Here is an 18331-nt window from a genome sequence, read left to right as displayed (position 1 = left end):
CTTTCATAGCTTCGGGCTTAAGCCAAGTTCTTTTGCAGCTTACGGATTACTTACGCGGTGTGATGGTGGTGCATCAACGCAGCGTTGGCGCTCATTGCTGATCCGGATCTTCCATATAGTTTTGCAGCAGGCTGAATTGCAGCATCAAAAACGCCATCAGGGCGATCGGGAAAGCGAAGGTTTCGATCTTCACCCATAAATCGGTCGACATGGTGCGCCAGACGAGCTCATTGGCGATGGCCAGAACGGCAAAACAGGCGCAGAGCCGGCGTGTGAGGATCATCCAGCCTTCGTGTTTCATGGGTAGCATCTCATCCAGCACATAGGCCAGATAGGATTTCCCCTGAAGCAGACCGATCCCCAGGATGGTCGAAAAGACGCCGTAGACCAGAGTGGTCTTCATCTTGAAGAACCGCTCATCATTGAACCAGGCAGTCAAGCCACCGAAGAAGATGACCATGAACGCGGTGAATATCTGCAACCTGCTGAGTTTACCGGTCAGAAACCACAGGATGCCCATCGCGGCCAGCATCAGGGGCACAAAGATGATCGTGGCGATGATAAAGCCGGAATATTCTGTACCGGCGATCAGAAAGCTGTCATCGCGCAGGCGCAGGTAGATGAAGAAAAAGGCCAGCGGAGGGCCAAGCTCCAGCACCTGTTTCAGAAACGGGTTGATGTCTTTTTTGCCTGTCATTGTATCTTCCTGCTGCTTACCCGCCCATTTCAACGATTACGGCGCCCAATGCAATCAATGCCATCAAAGCAATGCGTCTGGGGCCGACGGTTTCTTTCAGAACAAGCCAACCGATCAGGGCCGCAAAGACCGTTGAGGTCTCGCGCAGAACGGCCGCTTCGCCCACTTTGTCGAGCCGTGTGGCCAACATAATGGCACCGAAGGACATGGGCGCGATGATGCCGCCGGCAAGCCCACGCAGCATGAGGGGACCAATGGCCGGGCGGTTGATCATGGCGCGCCATCTGAGGAAGGCGTAGATCGGCATGGCCGCGCCGTCGATCATGAAGAACCAGGCCAGAAAGGTGAATGGATCGGCAGTGGCGCGGATGCCGTAGGCGTCATACGTAGTGTAGAGCGCCACGAAGAGGCCGGTTGCAACCGCCAGCGCTAGTGCGATCCCAAGGGTTTCCCGGTTGGTTTCCAGAAAGCGTAGGTTGTAGAGGGCAAGGCCGAATATTCCCGCCAGCAGGACCGCGACGCCAAACCATTGCATGCCGCTGAAAATCTCGCCGAACAACAGATAGGCGCCGATCACAGTAAACAGCGGGCCGGTGCCCCGGACGACGGGATAAACAACCGTGTAGGATCCTTTGGTATAGGCCATCGCCTGAAGAGTCTTGTAGGCGATGTGGATCATCCAAACGACGGCGAAGATCGGCCACATATAGGGTTCGGGCCAGGGTACGACGAAGAACGCAAAAGGGGCGGCCATCAGGCAATAGCAGGCGTCTATCGCTCCGCGCGACAGCCAGGGATCATGGCGGCCTTTCTGAAGTGCCCCGAAGACCGCGTGCAGAAAAGCGGCCATGAGCGCCAGCCCAAGGGCAAGCTGGTGGCCCGCTTCGGTGCCTTCAAGTGAGATCAGCCAGTCGCTCAAGTATCAGATCTTTTTGCTGGAGGGAGAGGCTGGGGGTTTTCCACCCCCAGACCCCCGGAAGATATTTATGGCCAGATGAAGACTTGGATCAGCTTTGATCCAGGCCGGTCAGGGCGGCGGCGAATTCTTCGGGATCAAAGGGGGCCAGGTCGTCGATTTGTTCGCCGACGCCGATGGCGTGGATCGGCAGGCCGAACTTGTCCGCAAGCGCCACCAGAACACCGCCCTTGGCTGTGCCGTCGAGTTTTGTCATCACAAGGCCCGAAACATCGGCGAGGTTGCGGAAGGTTTCCACCTGGCTGAGCGCGTTTTGTCCGGTGGTGGCGTCGAGCACCAGCAGGGTGTTGTGTGGGGCGGTGTCGTCGACCTTACGGATCACTCGGACGATTTTGGCCAGTTCCTCCATCAGATCGGCGCGGTTTTGCAGGCGGCCTGCCGTGTCGATCATCAACAGGTCGGCGCCATCTTCCTGGGCTTTGGTTAGGGCATCAAAGGCGAGGCTCGCGGGGTCAGAGCCTTCCGGTGCGGTCAGGACCGGGACACCAGCGCGCTCGCCCCAGACCTGGAGTTGTTCGACGGCGGCGGCGCGGAACGTATCTCCGGCGGCGATGACGACCTGTTTGCCTGCTGATTTGAATTGGCTGGCGAGCTTGCCGATGGTCGTGGTTTTTCCTGATCCGTTCACGCCGACAACCAGAACCACCTGCGGGCGTTTTGGATAAATCGGTAGCGGGCGCGCCACAGGCTCCATTACGCGAGCGACTTCCTGCGCCAGCAATTGTTTGATTTCGCTTGTCGAAAGTTTGCGGCCAAAGCGGCCCTCTGCCATGTTTGCGGTGACGCGCAGGGCGGTATCGACGCCCATGTCCGAGGCGATCAGCAGCTCTTCGAGCTGTTCCAGCATGTCGTCATCCAGCGTGCGGCGGACAACGGTTTGGGCATCGCCGCGGCTGAACAATCGGCCTAGCAGACCTTTTGGCTCAGCGACCTCCGGCGGCGTTGGTGCAGGCGTGGGGTCTGTAGGTGCGGGAGCAGGAGGTTCGGATGGCACGGGGCTGGGGGTCGGGCCGGGTACTTCTGGGGCGGGGTGCGGTTCGGGCTCGGGCTGCGGGATCACCGGGTCAGGCGTGGTTTCCTTGCCGCCATCCTCGACAATGGCATCCAAACCCTCTTCTAGGCGTGAAGAGGATTTGAACAGCTTGTCCTTGAGCTTTGAGAAAAACGCCATTTTGGTCTCCGCAGGTGATCCTTTCACCTAATGCGGATTTACGGCAGTTGCAAAGGGTCAGGTGAAAGCGATCAAGAAGCCGGCTTGTGCACCCCAATAGAGCGGCCAGATCAGAAAGGGGGTCAGTTTCAGGGCCGGGTGGTTGGCAGGTAACAGGAACTTTTCAGTTGCGAGAATCAGATCTGAGGCGATGAAGGCCATCGCGGCGGGCAGGGCCCAGCGAAGAGCGCCTGTATCAGGTAGGGCGAGGACTGTAATGCCCATGCCGAGGATGATCGGGATATAGGCCAGAACCGGCACCTTGAGGTCTCCGGCGCGGGGGGCGAGGAGGGTGGCGGCGACAATGCCCAGCAAAATGAGGGGCCAGACATATTCGGGATGGTCGAATATAAGTGTCGCATTGCTGCTGGGATGAGACAGGAACAGGGCGATATAGGCAAGGTGGCCTGCCGCAAACGCGCCGATACCGGCCATGAAGCTGGTCTCGGATTCGCGCGAAAGCAGGGCGTCTCCCAAGGCGCAGAGCGCCAATGCCAGGATCAGCAGTGCCGCGCCGCCGCTGAGGGCGGCGTACAGGGCCAACAGGGCGACTGATGCGGTTTTGAGCATTGTACGCATTGTGCTGGCCGGGCGTGGGGACAGAGGCAGATAGGCTAAAGCACATGCTGCGGCGATCCATATCAGGCTGGTCACTCTGGTTTCCTCCCTATCTCCCGGCTTTACTGTCTTTCAAAATCCTCTTGCGGTACAACAGGTGACGTGGAGGCATGTGAACCCTCAGTGCGAATAGCTTTGGCCGCATGTATCTGACACTATGGCGTCATGTTGAGGTTCTTTGCGATTCTTCTTGTGTTTTCGGCCCAACCGGTGGGGGCGCAAACAGCGCTGTCGGGGGCGGAGTTTGATGACTATACGCGCGGAAAGACCCTGTTCTACGGGTACAGCGGCGAGGTTTACGGGGTAGAACGTTATTTGCCCAATCGCCGCGTGATCTGGTCGTTTCTTGATGGAAACTGCAAGGAAGGCGTGTGGTATCAGCGCGAAGATCAGATTTGTTTTGTCTATGAAGACAGGTCAGATCCGCAATGTTGGGTGTTTACGCGAATGGGCGGCGGATTGGTTGCTCAATTTGAAGGCGACCCGCAGGCGACGCAGCTGTATGAGGCCGAAGATCTGGGCGAGGAGATGATCTGCCTTGGGCCAGAGGTTGGGGTTTGATCTCAGCTTACCCGCAGCTCTTCGTAACTGATCATGACATTCTGCCTGAACGCAGGTCTCTCTGTAAGACGGTCGTAGTAGCGTTTGAGGTTTGGGAACTGCGCGCGCGAAATATCAATATCGTAGTATCGGTACAGGATGTGGCCGAACTGGATGTCAGCCAGGGTCAGGTCGGGGCCGGTGAGGAATTTGCGACTCTCAAAAAGTCGATCTGAAATTTCCAGCTTTGTTTCAAGCTGTTTAACGGCGTTCCTGATCTTGAACTTATCCCTATCGGCAGGTGCAGTTCGCACCACCTGCCAAAACACCGGAACCGTGAATGCCATTGCGACATTGATCTTCGCCCATTCGGCCCATTTGTCTATTTCGGCGCGTTGAATCGGGGCGTTGGGCCAAAACGTATCGGGTGCGTAGCGGTCGGCGAGATATCGCAGAATAGCTCCGGTCTCCCACAGGGGTGGGTTGATGCCATCCTGCAGGACAGGGATGGTATGGTTTGGATTCAGATCGGCAAAGGCTTGCGTGTCCAGCCCACCAAAGTGATGGCCGACATCATGGCGATGATACTCCAGCCCCAATTCGCCGACACACCACATCAGGGCCTGCACATTTGATGATGTTTTGCGCCCCCAGATCGTCAGCATAGCTTAGAACAGTGAGCCCTGATCGGGCGCATCTGTTTTGGTCTTTTTGGGGGGCGGTTTGCTGGAACCTCCGGTCGTCAGGCAGCCATCGGCAAATTCGATTTCCAGAACCGGGTGCTTGGCGGCTTGTGACTTGGTGGTGATCACGTCGCCCTCGGCCCGCACGACGGCATAGCCGCGTTCCAGCGTGGCTTTGTAGCTGAGCGTTTCGCGCAGGCGGTCTGTGGCATCCAGCTTTTGGCGCAAGCGGTCCAATCGGGTGCGTTGAGCGGCGTTTAGTCGCTCGGCCAGTCTGGCAGTGGCTTGGCGCTGCTGGTCGATCTCGCGTTGGATCGGGCGCATGGACAGGCGAGAAGACAGGTTGCGCAGGCTTTCCTGCCGAGATGCGACAACGGCGCGCAAGGTTGTCGGGCGCAGATGGGCCGACATCTCGACCAGTTGCAGGCGTCGGTTTTGTACGCCTCGGGTCAATGCGGGCGTCAGTCGTTCTGCAATCAGATCAAGCCGTTGCCGAGGAATGTTCAACAAACTGTCCGGGCGCGGCAACGCGCGGGCCACGTCGCGCAAGCGCTGGCTGCGGCGCTGGACCGCATCGCTGGCCGCACGGGAAAGTCGTGCGCCCTGTTCGTTGGTCCAAGCCAGCAGTTCCATCCGGACAGGGACAGCCAGTTCGGCGGCAGCGGTTGGCGTGGGTGCCCGGTGGTCCGAGACAAAATCGATCAGCGTTGTATCTGTTTCGTGACCCACGGCCGAGATCAATGGGATGTCTGAGGCGGCAGCGGCACGTGCCACGCTTTCTTCATTGAATCCCCACAGATCTTCGATCGACCCGCCGCCGCGCGCAACGATGATCAGGTCAGGGCGTGGCAACGCGCCGCCAGGTGTAAGCGCGTTGAACCCTTCGATAGCGCGGGTCACTTCGGGCGCGCAGTTGGCACCCTGCACGGCAACCGGCCAGATCAGAACTTTGCGGGGAAAGCGATCCCGCAGCCGATGCAGGATATCGCGGATCACCGCGCCGGAGGGTGAAGTCACAACACCGATGATCTGCGGCAGATAGGGCAGTGGCTTCTTGCGTTCGGCTGCGAACAGGCCCTCGGAGTCGAGCTGTTTCTTACGCTTCTCCAGTAGCGCCATTAAGGCGCCTTGGCCCGCGACAGCGACCTCATCCACGTTCATGTTGTATTTGGACTGTGCACCAAAAGCAGTCAGGCGGCCGGTCACGACAACCTCAAGCCCTTCTTCGGGCACAACCGACAAGCCCGAGATCTGACCTTTCCATGTCGTGCAGGCCAGCACGTTCCGATCATCCTTGATGTCGTAGTACAGATGCCCCGAGCGCGCTTTGAACACCCGACCGACTTCGCCGCGGACGCGGATTCGTCCGAACGTTCCTTCGAGCGTGCGTTTCACCTCGCCAGAAAGCTCGGAAACCGAATATTCGGGAGTGTTTTGGCCGGGAATCGGGTCGTCGAGCAGGTCGGACATTTCAGCGCCTTGTGTCAAATGCCCACCCAGCTTAGAACGCCGCGCAGGCAAGGCCAAGCAGATCGGAGAGCTTTCATGAACATCCTTATTCTCGGCAGCGGTGGGCGCGAGCACAGCCTGGCCTGGGCGGTGATGCAGAACCCCAAATGCGACCGCTTGATCGTTGCGCCGGGAAATGCCGGGATCGCTCAGATTGCCGATTGTGCTGCACTGGATATCGAGGATGGTGGCGCAGTGGTCAGCTTCGCCGAGGAAAACGCGATTGATTTCGTCATTGTCGGCCCCGAAGCGCCCTTGGCGGCAGGCGTTGCAGATCGTTTGCGAGAGGCTGGCGTGCTGGTCTTTGGCCCTTCGGCCGCCGCGGCACAGCTTGAGGCCTCAAAAAGCTTTACCAAAGAGATTTGTGACGCGGCCGCCGCACCGACAGCAGCCTATGCAAGGTTCACTGAGGCGGAACCGGCCAAAGCCTATATTCGCCAGCAGGGCGCGCCCATCGTGGTCAAGGCCGACGGGCTGGCCGCAGGCAAGGGTGTGATCGTAGCGATGGATGCGCAAACCGCGTTGGAGGCCATCGATGACATGTTCGGCGGCGCCTTTGGCGGTGCGGGCGCCGAAGTTGTGATCGAGGAGTTCATGGAGGGGGAGGAAGCCTCTCTCTTCGTGTTGTGCGACGGAGAGAACATCCTGTCCATCGGTACAGCACAGGACCACAAGCGTGTGGGTGAAGGCGATACCGGGCTGAACACCGGTGGCATGGGCGCCTATTCGCCCGCTCCGGTTCTGAGCGCTGAGGTTGAGGCCCGTGCGATGGCTGAAATCATCCGCCCGACCATGGCCGAGATGAAGCGGCGCGGGACGCCGTTTCAGGGGGTGCTCTATGCGGGTTTGATGATCAAGGACGGGCAACCACGTTTGGTGGAATACAATGTGCGGTTCGGCGACCCTGAATGTCAGGTGTTGATGATGCGGCTGGGCGCGCAAGCGATGGATTTGATGCATGCAGCGGCCGGGGGGCGGCTGGAGGATGCCCGTGTGAATTGGGCCGATGATCATGCGATGACAGTGGTCATGGCAGCGCAGGGGTATCCTGGAGTGTATGGGAAAGGCTCTGCCATCAAAGGTTTGGATGGTCTGCCCGAAGACAGCAGCAACATGGTGTTCCACGCGGGCACCAAGGCGGTTGAGGGCGAGATTCAGGCCTCAGGCGGGCGGGTGCTGAACGTCACTGCGCGGGGTGAGACGCTGCAGGAAGCGCGGGATCGGGCCTATGCAATGGTCGATGGGGTGGACTGGCCGGAGGGGTTCTATCGGCGCGATATTGGCTGGCGGGCGCTTTGAGCACTGGTGGGTGAGGGGGCTTTGCCCCCTCGGCCTGCGGCCTCACCCCCAGGATATTTTGGGCCAGATGAAGTTTGGATCAGCACGTCAGGGCTTGGGTAAGGCTTTGGGATCCATCGAAGGGGCCTAGATCGGTTTTGACCCAATCCGTTTGGTAAGAGACTGCAATGATCCGGGACCAGTTGGCGTTAATAACAATCAGCTCTGGTTGACCTTTACAGTCGCGCAGGCCGCCTGAGATAAAACCCTCACCGATCTTGTGATTGGTCAGGCCGGGGATTGCGGCGATCTCAGTTAGCCGGTCATCCTTGAAACGCCAGATACGCAGGGTTTTGGCCAGATGAGGGCGGTCGATATAGGCGATTTCGACATAGCCGTCGCCATCCAGATCTGCGGCTCCGATTGGGGCCAGCCAACGGAAGCGGGTACCTATGTAAGGAGTTGCAGCGATAAGGCCGCCACCGTTGTAGATTGCGAGCCTTGCACCTTTGTCGCGATGGCTTTCGACTACAAGTGCTTCTCGACGGTTATCATTGTCTATGTCGACAAGGCGCGGTTGGATGTCTTCGAAAACCCGTTCCTTGGGTAGCCGGATTGTATATTTTGCCCATGTAGGTGCGTATTGCAGAACCAACGCGCCGTACTCGATCTGATCGCCGAGAACGCCATGTGGATACCGCGAAGTGGGTTCGGCGTATTCCGCCGAGCCCAGTGGTTCATATTGCCATGGTTGCTGTGACCGAGCCTGAAACGGACAAACGCCAAATGCGATTGCGACGGCGGCCACCGGCCAAGATGACATCAGATCTGCTTTTCAGGCATCTGGACAATCAGGCCGTCCAGCGCATCGGTGACCTTGATCTGGCAGGTCAGGCGCGAGCGGGCCGGGTCGGGCTCATAGGCGAAATCCAGCATGTCCTCTTCCATGTCGTCCTTTGCCGGGATCTTCTCGACCCAGTCGGGGTGGACATACACATGGCAGGTCGAGCAGGCGCAGGCACCGCCGCAATCGGCCTCGATGCCTGGGATATTGTTGTCACGGGCCCCTTCCATGACGGTCAGTCCGTTGGCGACCTCGACTGTGTGTTCGGTACCGCCATGCTCGACATAGGTGATCTTTGCCATTGCGTGCGTCTTCCTTTTGCGATGTTCGGATTCTTCATTAGTCAAGGGAGCTAAGTGTTTCCAGTGGCAATTGCGACGCATCGCGCCGCGTCTGGGCTTTCTCGGTAGATGTTTGCCATTTGTTCGCGATTTTTTGATGCTTGTTTGCAGCGATATCGGGTCGAGGGTCCGGTGACGCAATTGGCGCGGTCGAGCGTGGTGAATCGAAGCTTCTCGGGCCGGGGCGCCTATTGTGCTGCAGGTGCGCGATTGGCCGGGTTCAATCTGTTTCTTCTGCTCGAAGGCGGCGTATTTGACCTAGTGCGGTGTGGATCTTGAGTTGGATCATTGCTTCACCGATTTTGGAGGTCGCAAGATCAGGGCGGCCGTCAAAACCTGTGTTCCATCCGGAGGGCGCAGATGTTTCTGTACGACCTGCAGCGTCCGGTTTGACGTATAGAAGTTCTGACGTGTCTCGCAGGGCAGCGTGATTTCCGATTTGTTCGACACTGAAGCCTTCGTTTTGCAGGTAAGTGATTTGCCCATTGTCTGCGTAGTAGTCGGAAACATGCCGCACAGATACGCCGGCAGGCGAAAGCTCAACGGTCATCGAGGCAGCAGCCCGGTCTTGTGCTGCCTGATTCCCACCGCTGTCTCCGATTAGCAGGATTTCTTTGAACCCATGTGTAGCCAGACTGCGGATCGTCGCGATAAGTAACTGTTCAAAAACCGGTTCGGGTACAGATATCGTTCCAGGCCACCGCATATGTCCCGTGGGATTTGGCGCTACCTCACCTTCAGGAACATATTGAATGACCGGAGCCACAAGGGCATCACCCAAGCGTTCGGCAATTTCTCGGCTGGTATATGTGACAACGAAATTGTGTTTTCCAAGCGCTGCATGGGGGCCATTCTGTTCGGTGCCGCCGGTTGGAATGATAACAGTTTTGTACCCGGCATTCAGCGCCGCATGAACTTCGGGCCAGGTCATATGTTCCAGAAACAGTTGGTTATGGGCACGGGCGGTGCCAGATGCGGTCCAGAGATAGCCCAGGGCGGCCAAACCCGTGCCAAGGATACAGGCTGCCCAGACTGATTTATGTCGCATGCGTATCCCCTGATGAATGGTTGTGGCGGCAGAGTGATCGACAAATACAGCGTAAGCTCACTTACCTTTTGAACAAAACGCTTTGCGCTGTCATGTCCCGGTGGTCGCCTCGCAGCTCTGCATGCAGGGCGCGGCCTGCCAGTACCGCCGGTCGGGCGCTGACTGCTTTGAGCCAACGGGTGAAATGTGGTTTGTCTTCGAGCATCTGTTGCTGGCCTTCCCACAGGCTGGCCCACCCCCAGATCGACATATCGGCGATGGAATAGAAATCGCCCGCGACGTATTCGTTTTCTGCCAGCCGTCTGTCGAGCACACCGTAGAGTCGCCCGACCTCGGTGCGGTAGCGATCCTTGGCATAGGGCAGGTCCTGGGGTGGGTCCATCTGCGGGGCATATTTCAAGAAGTGATGTGCTTGTCCTGCCATCGGACCGACACCGCCAATCTGCCACATCAGCCATTCTTCGACGGCGATGCGGTCCCGTTCGGATTCGCCATAGAAACGCCCGGTCTTGCGCGCCAGATACATGAGGATCGCGCCGCTTTCGAACACAGAAACGGGTGCGTCATCCGGGCCGTCAGGGTCGACGATGGCAGGCATACGATTGTTGGGTGAAAATTTCAGAAAGTCAGGATCAAACTGATCACCCTTGCCGATATTGATCAAATGGGTGGAGTAAGGCAGCTCCATCTCTTCCAAAGCGATAGAGACCTTCCAGCCATTTGGCGTGGGCCAGAAATACAGATCGATCATGATATCTCCTCAAGCTGAGGGGATCATGAAGCTTTCTGCGCAAACGGCAAGAGTGCCTGCGGCCGGGGCAGGGCAAAAAGCCGTGACCAGCGCCGGTGCGGCGTCTTGGGGATACCGCGCCTAAGCGTGTGCAGGCACAGGCGCTCGGGATCACGCAACAGGGCGTTGTAGACGCGCAGCACGCCGGGGCGTGTGTAGCTGGACCAATGACAGATGCGTCGCTCGGGCGCAGCGAGTGGGAAGATCAGCGCCGACAGGTGATCCACCGTGTCCGGACAATCGATCTGCAATGTAACAGCGTTTGGTGCCGTCAGGCCCGCGCCAATGCTAAGATCCCCGCGGCGGGGCGGCTGAATGGCGGTTTCATACAGAAAGTCGAACAGATCGTTCTCGCGGCTGATGATATTGATGAACTCGGCCGCGCGCCCGGCGGGTGTGATCAGGGCGGCAATGGTGCGGGATTGATATGCGGCCCCGGTGAGCGATACGATGCGACTGAGTGCACCCGTTGGAATGTGATGCAATGCCTCAAGCGCCAGTTCGGTGCCCATCGAATGGCCGATGAAATGAATCGGACGCTGGGGATTCAAATGATGTACTTGACGAATGACCTCCGCCAGAACCTTACCTGCTTCAACGGCGCGGCGCTGCGCTGACCAGAGCGGGCCGCGCGCGTCCCAGCCAAAGGCGATGGCCAACCCTTCGTCTTCAAACCCGCTGCCAAAGCCCAGATGTTGCGGCCAGCTGGGGCTGTACCAGGGCATCGCCTTGGGATGCAGCGACAGAATATGCCGGTGTGGGCAGGCATTGGCATCATCCGGCCGGTACTTGTACCCGTGGGTCATGATAATGACTGGACCGTCGGATTGCTGGGCCTCTTGCAAAGCCCGGAACAAGGGGCGGGAACTACCGTGCAATTCAGCACGCCCGTTGACAGCATTGATCCTGATCACTGGCATAGTTCTGCCTCATACAAGATGTTGTGGTGCCGCTTTGTCATGACGCTATGACGTTTCAATGAATGAACGATTACAGAACCGTGACGATGCAGGCGCCGGGCTTGACGAATTCGCAACTGCGGCGTATGGGCAACAACACCACGTGGCGATTTGTTACCGGATTGCGGGCCACGCTAAACAACACCGCTAAAAGGTCAGGATGAAAGGCCCCTTTCGCTTGACCGCGTCTGGGGTTTTTTTGATGCGCCTCGGGGATTGAGGCCGAAAGGAATGACATGAGCGAGAGCTGGAACAAACGCACGCAGGCCGTCCATGGCGGCATTCGTCGCAGTCAGTACAACGAGGTGAGCGAGGCGATCTTCCTGACCCAGGGCTTTGTTTACGACAGTGCCGAGCAGGCCGAGGCCCGGTTTCTGGAATGTGGCCCCGATGAGTTCATTTATGCCCGTTACGGTAATCCGACCGTGTCCATGTTCGAACAGCGCATCGCCGCGCTGGAAGGCGCCGAGGATGCCTTTGCCACCGCGTCTGGTATGGCTGCTGTCAATGGTGCGCTGACCTCGTTGCTGAAGGCCGGGGACCACATCGTATCGGCCAAGGCGCTATTTGGATCTTGCTTGTATATCGTCGAAAACATTCTGACCCGGTTCGGGGTTGAGGTGACATTTGTGGATGGCACCGATCTGGAGCAGTGGGAGGCCGCCATTCGGCCAGACACCAAGGCGGTATTCTTCGAATCCATGTCGAACCCAACGCTTGAAGTGATCGATATCGAGGCGGTTGCCAAGCTGGCCCATGCGGCAGGTGCCCTGGTCGTGGTGGATAATGTGTTCTCAACCCCTGTGTTTTCGCGTGCGGTAGAGCAGGGCGCGGATGTAGTTGTGTATTCGGCCACCAAACATATCGACGGGCAGGGGCGCGCACTGGGCGGTGTCATTATCGGCACGCGCGACTTCATTCGGGGCACGGTTGAGCCTTACCTAAAACACACCGGTGGTGCTTTGAGCCCATTCAATGCCTGGGTCATGCTGAAAGGTCTGGAAACCATGGCGTTGCGCGTGAATGCGCAAGCGGCCACGGCCCAGCATATCGCCGAAGCGCTGGAAGAACATCCTGCGCTGGAGCGGACGCTTTATCCGGGGCTGAAAACCCACGCGCAGAATGCTCTGGTACAGTCGCAACTGGGCGGAAAAGGCGGCACCGTTCTGTCGCTGGATATCAAAGGGGGCAAGGACGCTGCGTTTAAGTTTCTCAATGCCATGACGATTCCCGTGATTTCGAACAATCTGGGCGATGCGAAATCCATTGCGACCCATCCGGCGACGACCACACATCAGCGCCTGAGTGATGAGCAGAAGGATGAGCTGGGCATTACCCCCGGATTGATCCGGTTTTCTGTGGGGCTTGAGGACGCAGATGATCTGCTGACTGATATCCGAAACGCTTTGCAGGCGTCACAAACCTGAGGCGATTGGGGGCGGGAATGCCCCCATTATCATGATGAAACGCGGCGTATCCCTGTGCTCGCTGTCGGTATCGGCCTAAAAGCGCCGGTATTTTTCATTTCATTTCAATCCGGAATGGTATCGCATCCGTAAAACGCTACACTGGCAAATGAACTGCAGTCATCTATATCAAGGATGATCAATCAAGGACCCTAAGCCAATGAACGTTCATCCGCGCGATATTGATACTCCGGACCGTGATGAGGCCGCCGCCGCCCTGAAGCTGCTGCGCAAATGGGCCGAAACTGCATCATCGCTTGAGATTTCGCAGCTTGATCCTGCTGTGGCGCGGCTGATCCCGGGGTTCGATGCACAGAACTATCCGGCGCTTGCGCGGGAATATCCCGAGGAATTTGCGGTGGATGCCGCCTATCGCGCCTCGCTGCCCGATCTGCAAAATGGCCCGTCCAGCCTGATCCGTGGTGCAAAGCAGCAGATCCAGCATGTCGGGATTTCCAACTTCCGCCTGCCAATCCGCTTTCATCGCAAGGGCGGGGACGACCTGACGCTTGAGACCTCGATCACAGGCACCGTAAGCCTTGAGGCCGAGAAGAAGGGCATCAACATGTCCCGGATCATGCGCTCCTTCTATAAGCATGCGGAACGGACGTTCAGCTTTGAGGTGATTGAGGCCGCGCTGAGCGACTATCTGACCGATCTCGACAGTTTCGATGCCCGCATCCAGATGCGGTTTTCCTATCCGGCGAAGGTCAAAAGCCTGCGCTCGGGGCTGGAAGGATATCAGTATTATGACATCGCGCTGGAACTGGTCGAACAGAACGGTGTGCGTCAAAAGATCATGCATCTGGACTATGTTTATTCTTCGACCTGCCCCTGTTCACTGGAACTGAGCGAGCATGCCCGGTCGCAGCGGGGGCAGCTTGCAACGCCGCACTCTCAGCGTTCGGTCGCGCGGATTTCCGTTGTTGTGGATTGCGATGCAGATTGCCTGTGGTTCGAGGATTTGATCGAACTGTGCCGCCGAGCGGTGCCGACAGAAACGCAGGTCATGGTGAAACGTGAAGATGAACAGGCCTTTGCCGAACTGAACGCGGCCAATCCGATCTTTGTCGAAGATGCAGCACGGCTGTTCTGTGCTGAGCTGCTGGCCGATCACCATGTCGGAGATTTCCGTGTGATCGCAAGCCATCAAGAAAGTCTGCACAGTCATGACGCGGTTTCGGTTTTGACTGAGGGGCCCACCTTCGAGGCGGTCAGTCTGGACCCCAGACTATTCACAACCCTGTTCCACGTCGGGTAACGACAGCGCCTAAGCGCCTGGATTTTCATCACAAAGGGCGCGTATCAGCGCCCTATCGCCGCATTGCAGCAAAAATGCTGCAATCGCGTGATGTTTTGATGTAAGAGTAGTGGGGAATGCAGCTGCCGCATGATGGGCCCTGGCCTGCGTGCTGCCCCGGAAGGACACCGAGACGTGCCACGCCTTGGACTGCAATACCCAAGCCTCTGCCCTGATGATCTGGGCGGACAGGGACACTCACCCTCAGATTTTAAGCTGCTTCGCTGTTACAGGAGAGACATGTAATGAATCCAATTACCCAACCGCTGGAGTTTCAGGCAGCGGCATTTCGCGTGGCTGGTTACGCCATGGTGAGCCAAATCAAGATCATGCAAATCGTTGCCCGATCGGCGATGGAGTTACCATTTGCTCAGGTTCAGGCAGTGCAGGCGACGACCACGGGGTCGACCCCCGTTACGAAAACGCCTGCACCTGCAAAGCCTGTCGCAAAACGTGCCCAAGCAGCCCCGGCAAAAAAACCTGCTGCATCAAAGCCTAAGGCGGCAACTACAGCGAAGCCCAAAGCAGCAACAACAGCGAAATTCAAGGCTAAACCGCGCACGGCAGCTAAACCTGCACCTGCAGCAAAGCCCGCGCCGGTTGCTAAATCCGAGCCGGTGGCAAAGCCTACCGCTGTAGCCAAAGCACCTGTCAAAGTTGAAGCTGCCGTCACCAAACCCGCAACGCCCGTAGCAAAGACTGCAACACCAAAGCCCGCTGCTACGAAACCCGTCGCGGTGAAACCAGCGCCGAAAGCGCGGGCCTCAAAACCGGTTACTCCTAAGTCTGCGGTTGCAAACGCCACTGCAACAGCAGCAAAAACGACGGCTACTCCGAAAGCGGCGCCCAAGCCGCGGCAGGCGGCGGCTGAAAAGACAGCGCAGGCGGCTGAAGCACCGAAACCCCAAGCCCGCCGCACACGCGCGCCGTCAAAACCGCCCGTGATGCCCAAGGCAACCGAGAGTTCCGACGAATAATCACGGATCATCTGCTTGACACGGTCGGGTCGGCGCGCCAACGCTGCGCCTCATGATGGATCTTCGCCCGGTCGGATATGTGATTGGCTTGCTGGTCGCCATTCTTGGGGCGACCATGCTGCTGCCTATGATTGCCGACCTGATCGAAGGGCGCGGCGAATGGAATGTCTTTCTGGAAAGCGCCATCATTACCATGCTGGCGGGTTCGGTCCTGGCCATCAGCTGCTCGAACGGGGTGGGCGAGGGCCTGACCATTCGCCAGACCTTTTTGCTGACCACGGGCGTCTGGGTTGCCTTGCCAGTCTTCGGGGCGATCCCGTTTCTGTTTGGTGAAACCGAACTGCGTTTTGTCGATGCGTATTTCGAGGCGATGTCAGGGCTGACCACCACCGGTTCAACCGTCATTTCAGGGCTGGATGATCTGCCCCAAGGTTTGTTGCTTTGGCGTGGCATTCTGCAATGGTTGGGCGGCATTGGTATCATCGTTGTCGCCATGGTGTTCCTGCCCGAGCTACGCGTGGGCGGGATGCAAATCTTCCGTTCGGAAGGGTTTGAAACCATGGGGAAAATTCTGCCACGCGCGCAGGAGATCGCGGGCCAGATATCCTTGATCTACGTGTTCCTGACGGTTGTCTGCATGTTGGTCTACGCAGCACTGGGCATGGGTTTTTTTGATGCGTTGGTGCATGCGTTCACGACAATCTCGACCGGCGGGTTTTCGAACTACGATGCCTCATTCGGGACGTTTGCAGGGCCGACGGAATATGCCGCATCGGTTTTCATGATTTTGGCGGCACTGCCATTTGTGCGCTACGTGCAGCTTGCCAACGGTCATACGCTTTCACTGTGGCGTGACAGTCAGATCAGAGCATTCATAGCCACGATATTGGTTCTGGTCGTCGTCATGTCGGTGTTCCTGACATCTGTGTTTCCACACCATTGGGAACAGGCGTTCAGGGAATCCCTGTTCAACATTACCTCGATCATTTCGGGCACAGGTTACGCCAGTGTCGACTATATGAACTGGGGTAGCTTTGCGATCATGCTGTTCTTCCTGATCGGCCTGATTGGAGGTTGCGCGGGCTCGACCGCCTGTTCGATCAAAGTGTTCCGCTATCAACTGCTGTTTGCGTCGATCAAAACACAGATCCGGCGTATCAGATCACCAAATGGTGTCTTTGTACCCTTGTATGATGGCCGCCCCGTCAGCCGGGACGTTCTGACCTCAGTCATGAGCTTTTTCATGTTCTTTGTGCTGTCGATGGGCGTTCTGTCCTGGGCGCTGGCGCTGACCGGGCTGGATTTCATCACCTCGGTTTCCGGCGCGGCCACTGCGCTGGCCAATGTGGGCCCTGGGCTGGGCGATCAGATCGGACCGGCAGGCAACTTTTCCGGGCTGAACGACACGGCGAAATGGCTGCTGACCATCGGCATGTTGGTGGGGCGGCTTGAGCTGTTGGCCGTTTACGCAATCTTTACCGTTCAATTCTGGAGAAGCTGATGAAAAGACCCCTTGGCGCGCAACTCTCGCACATGCTCAGGGATCGAGGCGTGGATGTGATCTTTGGCATTCCGGGTGTGCATAATCAGGAACTGTACCGGGGAATCGAAGAGGCGGGGATCACCCATGTTCTGGCGCGACATGAACAAGGGGCGGGATTCATGGCGGATGGATATGCGCGTGCGACCGGTACACCGGGTGTGGCCTATGTGATCACCGGGCCGGGCTTGTGCAACATCATGACGCCCATGGGGCAAGCCTATAGCGACTCAGTGCCGATGCTGGTTCTTTCATCCTGTCTGAATGAGACGCAGGAGTATCGCGGCCAGTTGCATCAGATGAAAGATCAGCAAGCGGCGGCGGGGACCGTCGCAGACTGGTCTGCTCAGGCCAGCACTGCACAGGCTGCCTATGGGTTGGTCGAACGCGCATTTGAGGAGTTTGAGCTTAAACGCCCCCGACCCAAGCATATTCAGGTGCCAATCGCACAGCTGGAAGCAGATGCCGATCCGGCCCCGTTTCCGAACCAACCCGCGCTGCGCACCAAGGCGCAGGCTCCTGATGTGGCGCCGGTTGTGTCGCTGCTGAACCTCGCCAAACGGCCATTGTTCATCCTCGGGGGTGGTTGCCGGTCGAACGAATGGCGCCAAATCCTGACACAGTTGGGCGCGGCCTGTTTTACCACCTATGCCGGGCGCGGGTTGGTCGGGGCGAACTATCCACTGGATTTTGGCGCGATGCTGCCCCGACCCGGCAGCGCCGATGTCATCGCCTCGGCCGATCTGGTGATCGCGGTTGGTGCGGAACTGGGAGAGGTCGATCTGTGGCGGCGCGAGCTTGGGCACAAAGCCACCCTGATCCGCGTTGATCTGGACCCCGAGGTGCTTTCGGATCATCACCGGGCCGCCGTCAAAATTCAGGCGGATAGTGCAAGTTTCGCGCGGGCGCTATGGGCGGTCACCGAAGATGCCAAACCCGCCACGGGCTGGACCGCGGAAGAGGTTGCCGAAACGCGCGCCCGCTGGCGGGCTGAGGTGGATGCCGAACGGCCGGGCATCGTGCCGGTCGTCGACGCCCTGCGCGCTGCAATGCCTGCCGATACGATGATTTATTCCGACATGACGCAGTTCGCCTATGTCGCGAAAGAAGTCTGGGATATGGCCTATCCCCACCATTGGCACCACCCGACAGGCTTTGGCACGTTGGGATATGCGCTGCCTGCCGGGATCGGCGGGGCAATTGCGCGCAGGGGGAAACCAACGGCGGTGATCGCCGGTGACTATGGGTTTCACTACACGATGCAGGAACTGGGTGTAGCAGTCGAACTTGGCCTGCCTCTGCCCATCATTCTGTGGGACAATGGCAAGCTGAAAGAGATCGAGGACAGCATGATCCGCAGCCAGATCGCGCCAAACGCAGTTGAGGCGCGCAATCCCGTTTTTTGCAAACTGGCCGAGGCGTTTGGCGCGCGGTCTGCTGCGCCCTCTACGCTGGATGGGCTGCAGGATGCGGTACGCGCTGCGTTTCAGGCCGAAGGGCCAACGCTGATCCACGTCACGCCCGATATCCTGTGAAAAAAAAGCGCCGCAGGAAA

18 protein-coding genes and 1 riboswitch are annotated in these 18331 nt (G+C 58.3%); of the genes, 6 read left to right on the top strand and 12 right to left on the bottom strand.

The window, feature by feature from the left end; all coding sequences use genetic code 11:
* Positions 1-91: 91 nt before the first annotated feature.
* The 4 genes from AC2FFE_RS01845 to AC2FFE_RS01830 form a co-directional block, all read right to left on the bottom strand.
* On the bottom strand, positions 92-697 hold the full coding sequence (locus tag AC2FFE_RS01845; RefSeq protein ID WP_480827579.1) for an inner membrane-spanning protein YciB: 606 nt from the start codon (positions 695-697) through the stop codon (positions 92-94).
* Positions 698-713: 16 nt separating this feature from the next.
* Positions 714-1616: an EamA family transporter gene (locus AC2FFE_RS01840; protein ID WP_496818648.1), complete on the bottom strand. Its 903-nt coding sequence runs from the start codon at positions 1614-1616 to the stop codon at positions 714-716.
* Between the two features lie 88 nt (positions 1617-1704).
* Positions 1705-2844: a signal recognition particle-docking protein FtsY gene (gene ftsY, locus AC2FFE_RS01835; RefSeq protein ID WP_496845699.1), complete on the bottom strand. Its 1140-nt coding sequence runs from the start codon at positions 2842-2844 to the stop codon at positions 1705-1707.
* Between the two features lie 57 nt (positions 2845-2901).
* Positions 2902-3537, bottom strand: coding sequence for a lysoplasmalogenase (locus AC2FFE_RS01830; protein WP_496845698.1), 636 nt, complete (start codon positions 3535-3537; stop codon positions 2902-2904).
* A 129-nt stretch (positions 3538-3666) separates the two neighbouring features.
* Between AC2FFE_RS01830 and AC2FFE_RS01825 the strand changes: the two genes are divergently transcribed.
* On the top strand, positions 3667-4062 hold the full coding sequence (locus AC2FFE_RS01825; RefSeq protein WP_496845697.1) for a hypothetical protein: 396 nt from the start codon (positions 3667-3669) through the stop codon (positions 4060-4062).
* 2 nt (positions 4063-4064) lie between these two features.
* Here AC2FFE_RS01825 and AC2FFE_RS01820 read toward each other — a convergent pair whose 3' ends face one another.
* On the bottom strand, positions 4065-4706 hold the full coding sequence (locus AC2FFE_RS01820; RefSeq protein ID WP_496845696.1) for a glutathione S-transferase family protein: 642 nt from the start codon (positions 4704-4706) through the stop codon (positions 4065-4067).
* 3 nt (positions 4707-4709) lie between these two features.
* Positions 4710-6194, bottom strand: coding sequence for an exodeoxyribonuclease VII large subunit (xseA, locus tag AC2FFE_RS01815; protein ID WP_496845695.1), 1485 nt, complete (start codon positions 6192-6194; stop codon positions 4710-4712).
* Between the two features lie 75 nt (positions 6195-6269).
* Between xseA and purD the strand changes: the two genes are divergently transcribed.
* The gene (gene purD, locus AC2FFE_RS01810) at positions 6270-7532 is read left to right on the top strand and encodes a phosphoribosylamine--glycine ligase (protein WP_496845694.1); all 1263 of its coding nucleotides are present in this window, start codon (positions 6270-6272) and stop codon (positions 7530-7532) included.
* A 79-nt stretch (positions 7533-7611) separates the two neighbouring features.
* On the opposite strand, the gene AC2FFE_RS01805 is transcribed toward purD, so the two are convergent.
* The 5 genes from AC2FFE_RS01805 to AC2FFE_RS01785 form a co-directional block, all read right to left on the bottom strand.
* On the bottom strand, positions 7612-8334 hold the full coding sequence (locus tag AC2FFE_RS01805; RefSeq protein WP_496845693.1) for an FG-GAP repeat domain-containing protein: 723 nt from the start codon (positions 8332-8334) through the stop codon (positions 7612-7614).
* The gene (locus AC2FFE_RS01800; RefSeq protein WP_209504265.1) at positions 8334-8657 is read right to left on the bottom strand and encodes a 2Fe-2S iron-sulfur cluster-binding protein; all 324 of its coding nucleotides are present in this window, start codon (positions 8655-8657) and stop codon (positions 8334-8336) included. The genes AC2FFE_RS01805 and AC2FFE_RS01800 overlap by 1 nt, the downstream gene beginning before the upstream one ends.
* A 259-nt stretch (positions 8658-8916) precedes the next feature.
* A complete protein-coding gene (locus AC2FFE_RS01795) occupies positions 8917-9744 on the bottom strand; it encodes a creatininase family protein (RefSeq protein ID WP_496845692.1) in 828 nt (275 codons plus the stop codon).
* 61 nt (positions 9745-9805) lie between these two features.
* Positions 9806-10495 carry a glutathione S-transferase N-terminal domain-containing protein gene (locus AC2FFE_RS01790; RefSeq protein WP_496845691.1) on the bottom strand — a complete coding sequence of 230 codons (690 nt, stop codon included), beginning with the start codon at positions 10493-10495 and terminating at the stop codon, positions 9806-9808.
* A gap of 23 nt (positions 10496-10518) precedes the next feature.
* Positions 10519-11454: an alpha/beta hydrolase gene (locus tag AC2FFE_RS01785; RefSeq protein WP_496845690.1), complete on the bottom strand. Its 936-nt coding sequence runs from the start codon at positions 11452-11454 to the stop codon at positions 10519-10521.
* 132 nt (positions 11455-11586) lie between these two features.
* Positions 11587-11664: riboswitch (SAM riboswitch) on the top strand.
* A gap of 65 nt (positions 11665-11729) precedes the next feature.
* On the opposite strand from AC2FFE_RS01785, the gene metZ reads away from it, so the two are divergent.
* Together metZ and folE2 are read left to right on the top strand one after the other, a co-directional pair.
* Positions 11730-12920: an O-succinylhomoserine sulfhydrylase gene (gene metZ / locus AC2FFE_RS01780; protein WP_496845689.1), complete on the top strand. Its 1191-nt coding sequence runs from the start codon at positions 11730-11732 to the stop codon at positions 12918-12920.
* Between the two features lie 199 nt (positions 12921-13119).
* Entirely contained in the window at positions 13120-14220 is a 1101-nt protein-coding gene (gene folE2, locus AC2FFE_RS01775; protein WP_496818637.1) for a GTP cyclohydrolase FolE2, read from the top strand.
* Positions 14221-14635: 415 nt separating this feature from the next.
* On the opposite strand, the gene AC2FFE_RS01770 is transcribed toward folE2, so the two are convergent.
* Positions 14636-15277 (bottom strand): hypothetical protein, encoded by a 642-nt coding sequence (locus tag AC2FFE_RS01770; RefSeq protein ID WP_496818636.1) that lies wholly within the window; start codon positions 15275-15277, stop codon positions 14636-14638.
* An 11-nt stretch (positions 15278-15288) separates the two neighbouring features.
* On the opposite strand from AC2FFE_RS01770, the gene AC2FFE_RS01765 reads away from it, so the two are divergent.
* Entirely contained in the window at positions 15289-16737 is a 1449-nt protein-coding gene (locus AC2FFE_RS01765) for a TrkH family potassium uptake protein (protein WP_496845688.1), read from the top strand.
* Positions 16737-18311, top strand: a complete 1575-nt coding sequence (locus tag AC2FFE_RS01760; protein ID WP_496845687.1) for a 5-guanidino-2-oxopentanoate decarboxylase — start codon at positions 16737-16739, stop codon at positions 18309-18311. The genes AC2FFE_RS01765 and AC2FFE_RS01760 overlap by 1 nt, the downstream gene beginning before the upstream one ends.
* Positions 18312-18331 lie beyond the last annotated feature (20 nt).

Source organism: Ruegeria sp. YTSA168, assembly GCF_059610045.1.
This window is presented reverse-complemented; position numbering and strand designations above follow the sequence as displayed.